Consider the following 14,914-nt stretch of genomic DNA (forward strand, 5'->3'; position numbering starts at 1 on the left):
AGTAGTGAAGTGGGTGTATTACGCAACTTGTACTTGTTGTTGTTCGATTTCTTCACTTGGTGTGGCGCCGGACTCAGCGCCATGCATCCAACGAATCAGCGTGCCGGATAGCGCGAGTAAGATCACACCGGAAATCGCAGCGGTTGCCGCGATACCGCCGAAGATGGCCATAGCGCCATAATCACCCACATGCGAGCCTATGATACCCGCCACATAGTTGGCAATCGCGTTAAAGCCAAACCATGCACCCATCATCAATGAAGCCAAGCGTAGCGGCGCGAGCTTAGTGACCAAGGATAAACCGATAGGCGAGAGACAAAGTTCGCCTAAAGTGTGGAAGAAGAACGCGCCCACCAGCCAAAACATTGACGTTTTCACTGTGGTATCGCCACCTTGCTCTAACACCGCGCCAATCATGCACACAAACCCCAGTGCCAACATAAATAGCGCCATCGCGAACTTCACGGGCGAACTGGGCTCTTTAGGGCCTAGGCGTACCCACAGCGAGGCTGCGATGGGTGCACAGACAATGATGAAGAAAGGATTAAGTGATTGGAACCAAGCCGCCGGTATCTCAAACCCACCAACCATACGGTCCGTATACTCTTGGGTATAAATATTCATCAAGCCACCGGCTTGTTCAAAGCCAGCCCAGAAAATAATGACAAACAAACCCATTAATAAGATGACTTTAAGGCGATCGATTTCTTGCTTCGTCAATGGAGCGTTGGTCTTGGAGTGATTGGCGTCTCGCGCTTGCTGTGCGGCTGGGACTCGACCTATTTCACCTAACCAAGAGTTGGCCATGGTTAGCTGGATCAGCAGGCTGATCACCATACCTACACCGGCGGCGAAAAAGCCATATTGCCAGCCGTAAGCGCTGGTCACAGAGCCCGAGACGAAGCCTGCTAACAATGAGCCAATGTTGATGCCCATATAAAAGATGGTAAACGCACCATCACGACGATGATCGCCTTCATCATAAAGGTCACCAACCATCGTCGAAATGTTGGGTTTTAGCAGGCCACAACCGGTGATGAGCAACGCGAGACCGGCGTATAACGTATGAACAATGTCCAAACCGTATTGTTGAGCAGGAAAAGCTAAGGTGAATTGTCCAATCGCCATCAGTGCACCACCAATGACGACAGCGCGACGTTGGCCAATGAAGTTATCGGCAATCCACCCACCAATCAGCGGCGTGATATAGACGAGGCCAGTGTAGTAGCCATAAAGTTCGAGTGCGTCTTTGGTTGACCAGCCTAAACCACCGTTGATGGTTTGATCGGTCAAATAAAGGACGAGGATGGCACGCATTGCGTAGTAGGAAAAGCGCTCCCAAAGCTCAGTGCCAAAAAGTAAGAACAGTCCCCGAGGGTGACCAAGTATTGTTTTTTGGTTTTCCATAACTATCTAATTATTCGTTGAATGATTGTTGGGTCTGCATGGGGCTAGCCGGGTGCAGGGTGTTGGCGTTAACGCTTTTGTAAAATGGCCTCCTGTATTTTGTAACAAAATATGTAAAACTAGCGTAATGGTTTTTTACCAAAATTAAAAACTATTATTCAAGCCAAATTAGCGTGGATAATAACAGTCTGTCTATTACATGTGGGATATATGACCAGAACATGCCTGTCACCTATAGTGACGTGACAGGCGTTTGCGTCTTTGCGTGGGATCAAAGGAGAGGGGATTATGTGATAAAGGTCACTCTAGCCGTGTTCAGCGATCAGGCGATGGCTTGACGTAACCACAGGGCAATATCTTCGTACATCACTTGATGACTTTGGTCTGCGTCGGCCCAGCTCATCACAAAGTGGTAAAGTTTTTCCGGGTGGTAGGCTTGTCCGACCAATTGATTAGCCAGTGTTTCTAGCGGGCCTGGCGTTAAACTATCAGTGAATAACTGGCAATCGATGATTTCTCCATGTTTCACATCCAAGTGCAGCTCAACGCCTCCCCATTCAAAACGCTCATCAAAGGTATGCATGAACTGCGGGCTGTTACCGAAATTCCACGCCCAACTGCACTGTTTTTCATAAATCGCGTCAAACCCCTCGACATCGGGCTTGGCGTCGGGAGAAATATACTCAATCTCAGTGGTATGGCCATAATGGCGGAAAAAGGCGGTTTTAATCGCGTCACATACGCGTTGGTGATCAACGTCTGGGACAAAGTCAGCGATATTGGCCACGCGGGCACGTACAGATGAAATCCCCTTGGCTTGTAGCTTTTTAGGATCAGGGTTGAGGTAGTCACCCAGTCGCGACAAGTTGGCATTAATCAAGAGCGTACCATGGTGAAAGCCGCGATCTTTGGCCTCTTTGTAGGCTGAGCCCGATATTTTTCTTGGGCCGTCGGGGGTATCCATGGTGAGGTCATTTCGGCCACTGGCTGAGGCACTGATCCCGAGCGTTTTCAGGGCATCGAGTACAATTTGCGTTGATACTGACTTATCATAACCTGGTTTACCTGCCATAAAGGTAAAATTGGTGTTGCCCAAATCGTGAAACACTGCGCCACCGCCGCTTTGTCTCCTCGCCAACACCACGGCATCTTGTTCCATTTTGCGCGTATTACACTCGCGCCATGGGTTCTGTCCGCGTCCAATGACCACCGTATTGTCATTACGCCAGAGGAACAGGACGTTCTGCTGCGAGGACATGGTTCGAAATATGGTKTCCTCCACGGCGAGGTTGAACCAAGGGTGAGTCGACGTCGAAACAAACACACGTAAGGGACGACTGGTGTCTTGCATACTGGCTCCAAGTGTTCGGGAAACAAGTTATTAGGGAAACGCGGTCGGAGGCCAAGTAGAAAGTGGCCACACAAGCTTGTTCGGCAATATAGGCGCCAGAATACCAAACAATGCTTAGCGAGTTATTCGATCAGCGCCCATATGCTCGATTTTTACTGGATTGAAGCGCTGAATGACCAATCTACCACCAAAATGACGCCCCTTGTGACCGGATGGCAAGGAAAAATAGCGTAAATGCTGTTTAGCGTTTGGCATTAGTCGTGGCATTAATTAGTATGTAAGGTCAATTTATTACCTGTTCTCTCAGTCAATTGGCATTGAGGCGTATTATTGAGGCGACTCTGTCAGTTTGCTTAGACAATGGGTGAAACCATGATGTCAGCAGGTATTGTCACGCACCTACCTGATTTGGACTGCCCAACGGGTCGACGAGGAAACAATGCAACAATTAGAAGAAATTCTTGCGAATGCAACCAGTGCGGTGGCCGATGCTGCCTCTGTGGCTGCATTGGATGAAGTCCGGGTTAAATTCCTAGGAAAGAAAGGCGAGCTAACCGCACAATTACAGGCGTTGGGCAAACTGCCACCGGAAGAGCGCCGCGAAGCGGGTCAAAAGATTAACCAAGCGAAGCAAACCGTACAACAAGCGATTGCTGAGCGTAAAAATGCGCTTGAGCGCGCCGAGTTGGAAGCGAAGCTTGCCGCAGAAACCATTGATGTAAGCTTGCCGGGCCGTCGTATTGAAAACGGTGGTATTCACCCCGTGACGCGTACCATTGAACGTATTGAGCAATTTTTCGGTGAATTGGGCTTCTCTGTCGCTTCTGGGCCAGAGGTTGAAGACGGTTTTCATAACTTTGATGCGCTGAATATCGCCCCAGATCATCCTGCACGTACCGATCACGATACTTTCTTCTTTAACCCTGATTTGATGTTGCGTACGCATACCTCTGGCGTACAAATTCGTACCATGGAAGCGGGTAAACCCCCATTCCGTATTATTGCCCCCGGTCGCGTTTATCGTAATGACTACGACCAAACGCATACCCCGATGTTCCACCAAGTGGAAGGGTTATTGGTCGATAAAGACATCACCTTCGCTGATCTCAAAGGGATCCTCAACGACTTCTTACGTAACTTTTTCGAGGAAGATCTGGAAGTGCGTTTCCGCCCCTCTTACTTCCCGTTCACAGAGCCCTCTGCTGAAGTTGATGTACGCCGCAAAGGCGGAAAATGGCTCGAGATCTTAGGCTGCGGCATGGTTCACCCGAATGTACTACGTGCGGTGAATATCGATCCAGAGGAATATCAAGGCTTTGCCTTTGGTATTGGCGTAGAGCGCCTAACCATGCTGCGTTATGGCGTGAATGATCTCCGTGCGTTCTTTGAGAACGATTTGCGCTTTTTGAAACAATTTAAGTAATCAGTGGGGCAAGGTAATAATGAAATTCAGTGAATCTTGGTTGAGAGAGTGGGTAAACCCAGCAAACGACACCGACGCGCTTGCCCATCAGATCACCATGGCCGGCCTTGAAGTCGATGAAATTGCACCCGTTGCTGGCGACTTTAGCGGTGTAGTTGTGGGTGAAGTGGTTGAGTGTGGCCAACACCCAGATGCAGACAAACTGCGTGTTACCAAAATCAATGTTGGCGACGATGAATTGCTTGATATCGTTTGTGGTGCACCTAACTGTCGTCAAGGCCTGAAAGTCGCGGTCGCAATGGTTGGCGCGGTATTGCCAGGTGACTTCAAAATCAAAAAAGCGAAGCTACGTGGTCAACCGTCCTTCGGTATGCTGTGCTCATTTACAGAGCTAGGGATTGATGTTGAATCTGATGGCATTATCGAACTGCCTGCCGACGCGCCAATTGGAACCGACATTCGTGAGTACCTCGCACTAAACGACGTAACCATCGATGTTGACTTAACCCCGAACCGTGCTGATTGCTTGAGCCTACGTGGCTTGGCACGTGAAGTCGGCGTATTGAACCGCACTGATGTCACTGAACCGACTATCACACCAGTTACTGCCAGTATTGACGACAAGGTATCCGTGCATATCGATGCACCACAAGCATGCCCACGTTATTTAGGTCGTGTGGTAAAGAATGTCGATCTTAATGCGCAGACCCCACTGTGGATGCAAGAAAAATTGCGCCGCAGTGGCATTCGCGCTATCGACCCTGTCGTGGATGTCACCAACTATGTGATGCTCGAGCAAGGGCAGCCGATGCATGCCTTTGATCTTAGCAAGCTTGAGGGTGGCATTGTGGTACGTATGGCAGAAGAGGGCGAAACGCTCACATTACTCGATGGCAATGAAGCAACCCTTAATGCCCAGACATTGGTTATCGCGGATGAGAAGAAAGCCTTGGCGATGGCCGGGATCTTTGGCGGGCAAGACTCTGGTGTCACCACAGACACCCAAGATATTTTACTCGAATCGGCGTTTTTTGCTCCTGACGTGATCCGCGGCCGTGCGCGTAGCTATGGGTTGCACACAGATTCCTCTCACCGTTTTGAACGTGGCGTCGACCCTGCGTTACAAGCGGCGGCGATGGAACGAGCGACTGAACTGCTATTAGCAATTTGTGGCGGTGAAGCGGGAGAGATTGTTACCGCTGAGACGGCAGAAACACTACCCACTCGTGACACCGTCACTCTCCGTCGAGAGAAGTTAGATGGCCTATTGGGTCATTCTATCGATAACAGTGATGTAAAAGCCATTTTGTCCCGCCTTGGTTGTGCGGTAACGGAAACCGAGAAAGGGTGGCAAGCCACGGCACCTAGCTGGCGTTTTGATATTGCCATTGAGCAGGATTTGATTGAGGAAGTCGGCCGTATTTACGGCTACGACAACATTCCAACCCGTGCGCCTAAAGCGGCACTGACGATGCGCGAATACAAAGAAGCAGCGATGCCACTGAAACGTGTCCGCGATTTGTTGGTTGACCGTGGCTTCCACGAGGCGATTACCTACAGCTTTGTTGAACCTAAACAGCAAGCGCTGATTGTTCCGGATGTTGAGCCGCTGATCCTGCCAAGCCCAATTTCTGCAGATATGTCAGCCATGCGCCTGAGCTTGCTTCCTGGCCTTTTAAACACGGTGGCCTACAATCAAAAACGTCAGCAGCCTCGTGTGCGCTTGTTTGAATTTGGCTTACGCTTTACCCCAGAAGGTGAAACCGGTGGCACCGTTCGCCAATCGAGCATTCGCCAAGAGAGCATGCTTGCGGGGGTGATTGCAGGTCCTGGTAGTGAAGAGCATTGGGATCTGGCGAGCGCTACCGTTGACTTTTTTGACTTGAAAGGCGATCTAGAAGCGGTACTGGAACTCACAGGTAAGTTGAAAGACTTCCGTTTCGTGTCAGCCTCTCAYCCTGCCATGCACCCAGGTCAAACCGCTGCTATTGAGTTTGACGGCAAAGTTGTGGGTCACATTGGTACCCTGCACCCTGAGCTTGAGCGTGAGTTTGGCTTAAATGGTCGAACTGTGGTGTTTGAGCTGGAGTGGCAAGCCATTGACGAACGCTTTATTCCCGAAGCAGCAGGACTGTCTAAATTCCCTGCTAACCGCCGGGATATCGCGGTGATTGCTGATCAATCGCTTGCTTCTGGCGATGTGGTGGACGCATGTTTGCAAAGCGGCAACCCATTGCTCAAGGACGCACAGCTTTTCGACCTTTACACCGGCAAAGGTGTGGAAGAGGGCAAGAAGAGTCTAGCGATCGCACTGACCTTGCAATCTGATGCGCGCACGCTTGAGGAAGCCGATATAAGTGATGCAGTGTCTGGTGTTGTCAGCCATTTATCAGAAAAATTAGGCGTTACCTTGCGTGACTAACCTAACGTCATCCCAAAAAGCAGCGGAAACGCTGCTTTTTTTATGCCTAAATGGTCTAACATCTATCCATTTGAAAAACTAAATAAATTCACTATATTTGATGAGTAAGTGTTCAGATATTGATAAAAAAGCCTAATATTAAGCAGCTTAGCAGTCTATTGGCTATGCTGGTAAAGAAAACCCTTGTAACATCTTGGTTTAAAAGGTCAATTTTTTGGACATTGCTCGTGCTTTTTTAATGTAAAAAAGTTGGCGCAAATCAGCCAGTTGGCATACACTTGTTCTGAGCTGGCCTTTAAATATCCCTAAAATACAAGGGCTAAAGACGTATAGGCCAAGTGTAGAATGGTGGTGTCGATACTGCGGTATTGCATATGTGTTCAACAATTCTTGAGGGAAAAACCTATGGCGCTCACTAAGGCCGATTTGGCTGAGAACCTGTTTGAAAATATCGGGATTAGCAAACGGGACGCCAAGGAGACAGTCGAGGTGTTTTTCGAAGAAGTTCGGAAAGCGCTCGAAAGTGGCGAACAGGTCAAGTTATCAGGGTTTGGTAACTTCGACTTGCGAGACAAGAATGAACGTCCCGGTCGAAATCCTAAAACAGGGGAAGATATTCCGATCACTGCGCGTCGCGTTGTGACATTTCGACCAGGCCAAAAACTCAAAGCGCGAGTTGAAAACGCAGACGTTGAAAAATAACGCTGCGTGCCCCCGACAGTGGTGACGACACCACACTAGAAAGCCGTGTGCCTATGCGCCACGGCTTTTTAATTTGTCTATACATGATCACATTGTGAGKGGAAAATCCTGGGTTTATTGGTTATCTCGCTGTAACGTTTTGTTGTCTAGTTGTAATAAAAGGAWGCATTATGCTGACAGCACGCYCAGGKGCSTTTATTGATGCCGCAYTCACYGCWCCTCATGCCTTTACGCCAGATTCGTGGCGAGTAGGCTCGCTCACCTTCAATCACAGTGCCCCTGGTATTATTTCGATACAGCCCGACGTCACCAAGGTTTCGCGTTGCGTCGTATTGTCTTCAGGTATTCATGGTGACGAAACCGCGCCCATCGAGCTCATTGATAGGCTTCTCGCTGATATATTGTCAGAGCAATTTATCCCCAATGTGCCGCTGTTATTGATCATTGGCCATGCCGAAGCGATTAAAGCCCATACCCGCTTTATTGAGGATAACCTCAACCGCTTATTCGGAGGTTGGAATGAGGAAAAAAACGAAGAGCACTACCTAGCCAATCAGTTGCAACAAGCGGTAAGCGATTTCTTTTCTGCTCAACCGGACAGTATGACTCGTTGGCATCTTGACTTACACAGTGCCATTCGCGAGTCCTATCATTATATGTTTGGCGTGATCCCAACGACGCCAACCCAAAAGGATGTACGTTCATTGGCGGCATTACTCAATGACGCCAAAATGGATGCGACTATTCTGTCTCAATCACCATCACCGACTTTCAGTTGGTATAGTGCCAACCACCATGATGCACTGGCTGCAACCTTAGAAATGGGCCGTGTCGCGCCTTTGTTTGAAAATGATATGCGAGAGTACGAGCCACTTGATCGCACCTTACGAGGCTTGTTAAAAGCCGCTACGTTGCCGACTGAATTAGCGCCGATGCGCTTTTATCGTGTGACCCGAACCTTGACCAAGCACACGGAGCAATTTGCCCTCACGTTCCCTTCATCAGCTAAAAACTTCACACCGTTCGAGAAGGGGGCATTATTGGCCACCGACAAGGGACAAGAAATCTATGTCGAGCATGAGGGGGAAGTGGTGATCTTTCCCAATGCCAATGTCCACCTAGGTCATCGGGCTGGATTACTCGCCACGCCCTTTAAGCCTAATGTCAATCAGCCACTCTTTGTGCACGCACCACAAAAAGCCTCGGCGTAGCGCTTTTCAAGCTGGCAATCAGTCGGTAAAGTGCGTCACAGTATTGGTTTAATGGATGACGCATGCGAGTGTCAGAACTCACCGCCCGCCAACAGAGCCGTTGGCGGCGCGCGTTACTTACTTTCTCGGCTTTACTGCTGTTGGTGTGTGGGCTTGCGCTGAGTGTGGGCGAGATATGGATCAATCCGTTCGCGCCTGACTCAACATTAGAGCAGCAGTTACTCTTACAGCTTCGCCTCCCTCGTGTGTTGGTCAGTGTGATGATAGGGGCCTCACTGGCAATGGCCGGGGCAAGCCTACAAGTGCTATTGGGTAATCCATTGGCAGAGCCCGGTGTCTTAGGCATTTCCGGTGGCGCAAGCATTGCCGTGGTCTTATTGTTGTTACTCGCACCAGCTTGGGCGTCGAGTGGCAGTATGGCCGTCACTGCCATGTTAGGCGCCAGCTTGTTTACCTTTATTTTAGTGATATTAGCCCGTCGCGCTCTAGCGACTGCACGCATTTTATTGGTCGGAGTTGCGCTTAGCATTTTGGCAGGGGCAGGCGTTACCTTGGCGTTTTACTTCAGCACTGACTTTAATTTGCGCCAATTAATGGTCTGGTTAATGGGATCGCTGTCCGGCATGCGATTGGAGCATGTGGGTATACTGACAACGACCTTACCTTGCATTGCGGTATTGTGGCGATACGGACATAAGCTTGACCAGCTTATGCTAGGAGAGTCTCAGGCGCAGCAGTTAGGGCTAGATACACATCAACTACGTTGGCAATTGATCGCCTTAATTAGCGTTTTGGTCGGGGTATCTGTGGCTGTTGCGGGTGTTATTGGCTTTATTGGCCTCATTGTTCCGCATTACTTACGCCTGTGGCTTGGTAGCCGCAACCGTACCTTGTTGCCCATGTCTGCGTTGGCAGGGGCGCTATTATTGGTCAGCGCCGACACCGTTGGTCGACTTATCCTTCCCTCAGCGGAACTTCCGGTGGGGGTGGTCACCAGTGTGCTTGGTGCCCCATTATTTATTTGGATGTTGGTGAGGGCGGGATGATCGTTCACGCTAAAGATTTGAGCTTATCGCCACGTTTACTACCGATGTCCTTATCGGTTGATGCCGGGCAAGTGGTACACCTTATCGGTCCCAACGGAAGTGGCAAAAGCACCTTACTGGAACTCTTGTCGGGCTTGGAAGTGCCGCAATCGGGGAGTGTTTGGCTGCAAGGCCAACCCGTATCAGGACAAACCCGATACGATTTGGCGCAAGTGCGGGGATACCTAATGCAACAACAGCGCCCTGCGTTTATCATGGCGGTATTTGAATACCTCAATCTCGTGCTCGATAGTGTGCAATTGGCAACCGGTGAGATTCGAGACAAGACGGTCGCGGACGTGGTGTCTCGTTTGGCCATCAGCGACAAGCTCCACCGAAGAATAGACAGCTTATCGGGCGGAGAGTGGCAACGGGTGCGATTGGCGGGCGTCATGTTGCAAGTTTCAAAGGCGTTAAATCCACATGCGCGTTTGCTTTTGCTCGACGAGCCGTCAACCGGACTTGATGTCGCGCAACAGGAAGTGATTTACCAAGAAATGACCGCCTTGGCGCGAGAGCAGGAAATCGCAGTTATCATGGCTAATCACGACTTAAACCGCACCCTAGAGCACGCGGATACGGTTGTGGTGCTTAAACAAGGTCGTGTTGTGTCACTAGGCCCACCGAAAGCGGTATTGACGGATCAGCTGCTCTCAGATGTTTTTGCCACGCCACTGGAACAGGTATCAACCGCCAATGGCCCAGTGATCATGCGCGCGTCCTCGGCATGAGTTTGAACGTTTTGACCTAACTTTCGCTGTCGTCGTTCTCAATCACGTTAAGCTTGGCGCGAATAAACTCGGCATGATCCACATAAAGCAGCTCGGCGGTTTTACGGATCACCGCTTCCTCGAGCGGATCAATGTTCTCATCGGCATACGCGACTGACCACATCGCCTCGATTAATGCTATCCGCGCTTGTGGGTCAAGGTCGCGTAATTTATCCGTATATTCATACAGCGAGGTCGCATGCTCGCTGTGTTGTCTCGCCTCCTCAAGTAATTGCTCGGCTTGTGTCACGTCGAGTGATAGCAACTGGCAAATACGGTTGCGTTTGGTTGTTCTCTCTCGCTCATCAATATCGTGATCGGCCATCGCCACTTCACTTAATAGCCCCGCCATCGCTTGGTGAAGGGATAGCCCGGATTGCTTACCGTGTTGGCCGGTTTCAGCGGCGAGGGCGGATTCGAGTTTTTTAAAAAGCTGTTTTAGCATGGCTGCTCTCCCAAACTGCGGGGTTTGTTGGCCGTCATTATGCGTTTATACGCGACGAACGGCCAATGCGTTTACTTTACGCTGCCACGTTGGTGGTGAGCGCGTGGCTGGCGCGACTTTGATTCTTTTTACTTTGTGATAGGATGCGACACCAATCAACCTTATTTATCGGCTGTGACACTGATAAACGCCTTAAAAGATTAAGCAGTAAGCAGGAATCGCCTTGAGTTCACGTCATCACAACACGCCAGAGACACTGTTTGCAGCACTAAACGATTGTATGCTGCAAGACCGTTTTCGTTTTAAAAAACGCATCCATGGCGCGCAAAAAATCAAAAAAGACGACGCCAAACAGGCGGTGTACGATCAAATCGCCGCGGAAATGGCGCAGAGTATGCAGCGTGTGCTCGCCCGTCGTGCCAATGCGCCAACCGTTCGCTATCCAGAAGCATTGCCAGTCAGCCAAAAGAAAGATGACATTGCCGAGGCAATCGCGAATAATCAAGTGGTGATCATCGCGGGGGAAACGGGCTCAGGTAAAACCACTCAGCTGCCCAAAATTTGTATGGAACTTGGGCTAGGTGTCGCCGGTACCATAGGTCACACTCAGCCACGTCGCTTGGCTGCGCGCTCGGTCGCCTCACGGATTGCTGAAGAGCTTGACGTCGAGTTAGGCAGCAGCGTGGGCTATAAAGTGCGCTTCAACGACAAAGTCTCAGAGTCGACGCAAGTCAAACTGATGACGGACGGGATCTTGCTGGCCGAAATTCAGCACGATCGGTATCTGAATCAGTACGACTGCATCATTATCGACGAAGCCCACGAGCGCAGCCTAAACATCGATTTTATTCTCGGCTATTTGCGCGAGCTATTACCCAAGCGTCCCGATCTCAAAGTCATCATTACCTCGGCAACTATCGACCCAGAGCGTTTTTCTAAGCACTTTAATAACGCGCCTATGATAGAGGTGTCTGGCCGGACTTATCCGGTGGAAGTGCGCTACCGCCCATTGGTGGAAGAGGACGATAGCGATCGTGACCAGCTGGAAGCGATCAGCGATGCGGTCGATGAGCTGTGCCTTGAAGGACCGGGTGATATCCTGATCTTTATGAACGGTGAGCGTGAAATTCGCGACACCGCCGATCATCTCCAGCGTCGTCAACTGCGCGATACCGAGATTTTGCCCTTGTACGCAAGGCTTTCTGCTGGCGAGCAAAATCGTGTATTCCAATCTCACTCGGGGCGCCGGATTGTATTGGCCACCAACGTCGCCGAGACCTCGCTAACCGTGCCGGGCATTAAGTATGTGATTGATCCCGGCACGGCACGGATTTCTCGCTATAGCTACCGGACTAAGGTGCAGCGACTGCCGATTGAGCCGATTTCACAGGCCAGTGCTAACCAGCGTAAAGGGCGCTGTGGCCGTGTGTCGGAAGGCATTTGTGTGCGTTTGTATAGCGAAGAGGACTTTTTAGGCCGTCCTGAATTTACCGATCCAGAAATTCTGCGGACAAATCTGGCCTCAGTGATCCTGCAAATGACGGCAATAGGGCTCGGTGATATTCAAGCCTTCCCGTTCGTTCAGCCGCCTGATAGCCGTCATATCAAAGATGGTGTCCGTTTGCTTGAAGAGCTGGGCGCGATCAAACCCGGCCAAGCCACCGATAAACGCAAGCTGACCGCGATTGGTAAAACCTTGGCCAAACTGCCGATTGACCCGCGTTTGGCACGTATGGTGATTGAGGCGCCCAAGCATGGTGCCTTAAATGAGGTGATGGTGATTGCCGCGGCCTTGGCTATTCAAGACCCACGTGAGCGTCCGGCTGATAAGCAGCAACAAGCGGATGAAAAGCATCGTCGTTTTGCCGATAAAGAGTCGGACTTTTTAGCCTATGTAAACCTTTGGGATTACGTTAAAGATCAGCAAAAAGCGCTGTCGAATAACCAGTTCCGTAAACAGTGCAAAAAAGATTATCTCAATTACCTGCGCGTGCGAGAGTGGCAAGACGTTCACTATCAGATCACCCAAGTGATGAAAGAGCAGAATGCGCAATTCAACCAAGAGCCTGCCAGTTATCAGGCCATTCACATGGCACTGCTCGCCGGGCTATTAAGCCACATAGGCCTAAAAGACCAAGAAAAGAATGAATACCAAGGCGCGCGGAACGCACGATTCCATATTTTCCCGGGCTCTGGGCTTTTCAAAAAGCAGCCTAAATGGGTGATGGTTGCCGAGCTGGTTGAAACCTCGAAACTCTGGGGGCGAATTGTCGCGCGAATCCAACCCGAGTGGGTAGAGCCACTGGCGCAGCATTTGATTAAGCGCAGCTACAGTGAACCACATTGGTCACGCAAGCAAGCGGCTGTGATGGCCAGTGAGAAGGTCACGCTATACGGGATCCCAATTGTGGCCAGCCGTAAAGTCAATTATGGCGCCATCGATCCGGTGCTTAGTCGTGAGCTGTTTATTCGTTCGGCATTGGTTGAGGGGGATTGGCAAACCAAGCATGCCTTTTTCCGCCAAAATCAAAAGCTGCTGGCGGAAGTGGAAGAGCTTGAGCTCAAATCTCGCCGGCGCGATATTTTGGCAGACGACGATACCTTGTTCGACTTTTACGATCAGCGCCTCGATCATAGTGTGGTCAGCGGGCGTCACTTTGATACCTGGTGGAAAAAGGCACGTCAAGACAATCCCGACCTGCTTAACTTTGAAAAAGCCATGCTACTGCAAGGGGACGCCAGCCATGTCACGGAGCTGGATTACCCCAATTTTTGGCATCAAGGCAACCTAAAACTCAAGCTGAGCTACCAATTTGAACCCGGCCAAGACCACGATGGGGTGACGGTGCATATCCCGCTGCCGATCCTCAATCAGGTGTCAGAAGAAGGTTTTGACTGGCACGTTCCCGGGCTGCGTCACGAGCTGATTGTTGCGCTGATTAAATCGCTACCTAAGCCGTTACGTCGTAACTTTGTACCCGCACCAAACTATGCTGAGGCAATCTTACAGCGCGTGACGCCGATGGAGGCACCTTTGCTCGATAACATGGAGAAAGCCTTGAAGCAGATGTCCGGTGTCACCATTGAGCGCGACAGCWGGAACTTCAGTCAGCTCCCCGAGCATTTGCGTATCCAGTTTCGCGTAGTCGATGATAAAAATCGCATTTTGGCTGAAAGCGAAGACTTAAACACACTCAAAGTGTCGCTGAAAGACAAGGTACAAGCGACCTTATCGGATGTGGCGGACGATGATATCGAGCAGCAAGGGCTCACCCAATGGAGCTTTGGGGCATTGCCTCAACGTTATCAGCAGAAAAAGCATGGCTTTGAAGTCAAAGCCTATCCTGCCTTAGTGGATGAAAAAGACAGTGTTGCCATTCGTCTATTCGAAACCGAGCACCAACAACAAAAAGCCATGCAAGCGGGTCAACGCCGGCTTATCTTGCTTAATGTGCCATCGCCAATTAAATATCTGCATGCGCACTTGCCGAATAAGTCGAAACTCGGTCTGTATTTCAACCCGTATGGTCGCGTGTTGGATTTGATTGATGACTGTATCGCCTGTGGCGTGGATAAGCTCATTGAGCAACAAGGCGGCTTAACGTGGGAAGGGCAGGCATTTGAGGCGCTTAAAGAGACGGTCCGTGCTGAGCTAGGCGATACCGTGGTGGACATTGCTCAACAGGTCGAGCAAATACTGACCCATGCCTTTACCATCAACAAAAAGCTGAAAGGCAAAGTGGATCTTTCCATGGCTTTTGCGATGTCGGATATCAAAGCCCAACTAGAAGGGCTTATCTACAAAGGCTTTGCTACCGAATCAGGCTGGCAACGCTTACCCGATATTCTGCGCTATATGAAAGCGATCGAGCGTCGATTGGAAAAGCTCCCCGTGGATCCTACCCGCGATCGTAATCACATGCTCAAGATAGAGTCTGTGATGAACGAGTATAAAGTATTGCTAAATAAAATCCCTAAAGGCAAGCCTGTGCCTGATGAGGTGAAAGCGATTCGTTGGATGATTGAAGAGCTACGTGTGAGCTACTTTGCGCAACAACTCGGCACGCCTTACCCTGTTTCGGATAAGCGGATTAAAAA

At 50.3% G+C, this 14,914-nt stretch carries 10 protein-coding genes; 7 read left to right on the forward strand and 3 right to left on the reverse strand.

The annotated features are described in order from the left end of the window. Window positions 1-18: 18 nt before the first annotated feature. Together BZG73_RS06225 and BZG73_RS06230 are read right to left on the reverse strand one after the other, a co-directional pair. The gene (locus tag BZG73_RS06225) at window positions 19-1,407 is read right to left on the reverse strand and encodes a peptide MFS transporter (protein ID WP_077667847.1); all 1,389 of its coding nucleotides are present in this window, start codon (window positions 1,405-1,407) and stop codon (window positions 19-21) included. A gap of 322 nt (window positions 1,408-1,729) precedes the next feature. Then, the gene (locus BZG73_RS06230) at window positions 1,730-2,758 is read right to left on the reverse strand and encodes a lipoate--protein ligase (protein ID WP_077667848.1); all 1,029 of its coding nucleotides are present in this window, start codon (window positions 2,756-2,758) and stop codon (window positions 1,730-1,732) included. A 439-nt stretch (window positions 2,759-3,197) separates the two neighbouring features. On the opposite strand from BZG73_RS06230, the gene pheS reads away from it, so the two are divergent. The 6 genes from pheS (at window position 3,198) to btuD (ending at window position 10,332) form a co-directional block, all read left to right on the forward strand. Further along, window positions 3,198-4,181, forward strand: coding sequence for a phenylalanine--tRNA ligase subunit alpha (gene pheS / locus BZG73_RS06235; RefSeq protein WP_046073255.1), 984 nt, complete (start codon window positions 3,198-3,200; stop codon window positions 4,179-4,181). 19 nt (window positions 4,182-4,200) lie between these two features. After that, window positions 4,201-6,603, forward strand: a complete 2,403-nt coding sequence (pheT, locus tag BZG73_RS06240) for a phenylalanine--tRNA ligase subunit beta (RefSeq protein ID WP_077667849.1) — start codon at window positions 4,201-4,203, stop codon at window positions 6,601-6,603. 405 nt (window positions 6,604-7,008) lie between these two features. Continuing rightward, the gene (ihfA, locus tag BZG73_RS06245) at window positions 7,009-7,305 is read left to right on the forward strand and encodes an integration host factor subunit alpha (RefSeq protein ID WP_077667850.1); all 297 of its coding nucleotides are present in this window, start codon (window positions 7,009-7,011) and stop codon (window positions 7,303-7,305) included. Between the two features lie 170 nt (window positions 7,306-7,475). After that, on the forward strand, window positions 7,476-8,516 hold the full coding sequence (locus BZG73_RS06250; protein WP_077667851.1) for a succinylglutamate desuccinylase: 1,041 nt from the start codon (window positions 7,476-7,478) through the stop codon (window positions 8,514-8,516). 62 nt (window positions 8,517-8,578) lie between these two features. Next, a complete protein-coding gene (gene btuC, locus BZG73_RS06255) occupies window positions 8,579-9,562 on the forward strand; it encodes a vitamin B12 ABC transporter permease BtuC (protein WP_077667852.1) in 984 nt (327 codons plus the stop codon). Further along, window positions 9,559-10,332, forward strand: a complete 774-nt coding sequence (btuD, locus tag BZG73_RS06260) for a vitamin B12 ABC transporter ATP-binding protein BtuD (protein WP_235606021.1) — start codon at window positions 9,559-9,561, stop codon at window positions 10,330-10,332. The genes btuC and btuD overlap by 4 nt, the downstream gene beginning before the upstream one ends. A 16-nt stretch (window positions 10,333-10,348) precedes the next feature. Here the strand turns inward: btuD and BZG73_RS06265 are convergent, their stop codons facing one another. Continuing rightward, a complete protein-coding gene (locus BZG73_RS06265) occupies window positions 10,349-10,816 on the reverse strand; it encodes a tellurite resistance TerB family protein (RefSeq protein ID WP_077577825.1) in 468 nt (155 codons plus the stop codon). Between the two features lie 280 nt (window positions 10,817-11,096). Between BZG73_RS06265 and hrpA the strand changes: the two genes are divergently transcribed. Then, on the forward strand, window positions 11,097-14,914 hold a 3,818-nt coding region (gene hrpA / locus BZG73_RS06270; RefSeq protein ID WP_235606022.1), incomplete at its 3' end, for an ATP-dependent RNA helicase HrpA.

It is taken from the genome of Salinivibrio siamensis (genome assembly GCF_001996005.1).
In the GTDB taxonomy this organism is placed as follows: domain Bacteria; phylum Pseudomonadota; class Gammaproteobacteria; order Enterobacterales; family Vibrionaceae; genus Salinivibrio; species Salinivibrio siamensis.

What these genes read in the sequence shown, in the direction of transcription:
- BZG73_RS06225 (WP_077667847.1), bottom strand. Translation starts at nt 1,407, where the DNA reads ATGGAAAACCAAAAAACAATACTTGGTCACCCTCGGGGACTGTTCTTA.
- pheS (WP_046073255.1), top strand. Translation starts at nt 3,198, where the DNA reads ATGCAACAATTAGAAGAAATTCTTGCGAATGCAACCAGTGCGGTGGCC.
- ihfA (WP_077667850.1), top strand. Translation starts at nt 7,009, where the DNA reads ATGGCGCTCACTAAGGCCGATTTGGCTGAGAACCTGTTTGAAAATATC.
- btuC (WP_077667852.1), top strand. Translation starts at nt 8,579, where the DNA reads ATGCGAGTGTCAGAACTCACCGCCCGCCAACAGAGCCGTTGGCGGCGC.
- btuD (WP_235606021.1), top strand. Translation starts at nt 9,559, where the DNA reads ATGATCGTTCACGCTAAAGATTTGAGCTTATCGCCACGTTTACTACCG.
- BZG73_RS06265 (WP_077577825.1), bottom strand. Translation starts at nt 10,816, where the DNA reads ATGCTAAAACAGCTTTTTAAAAAACTCGAATCCGCCCTCGCCGCTGAA.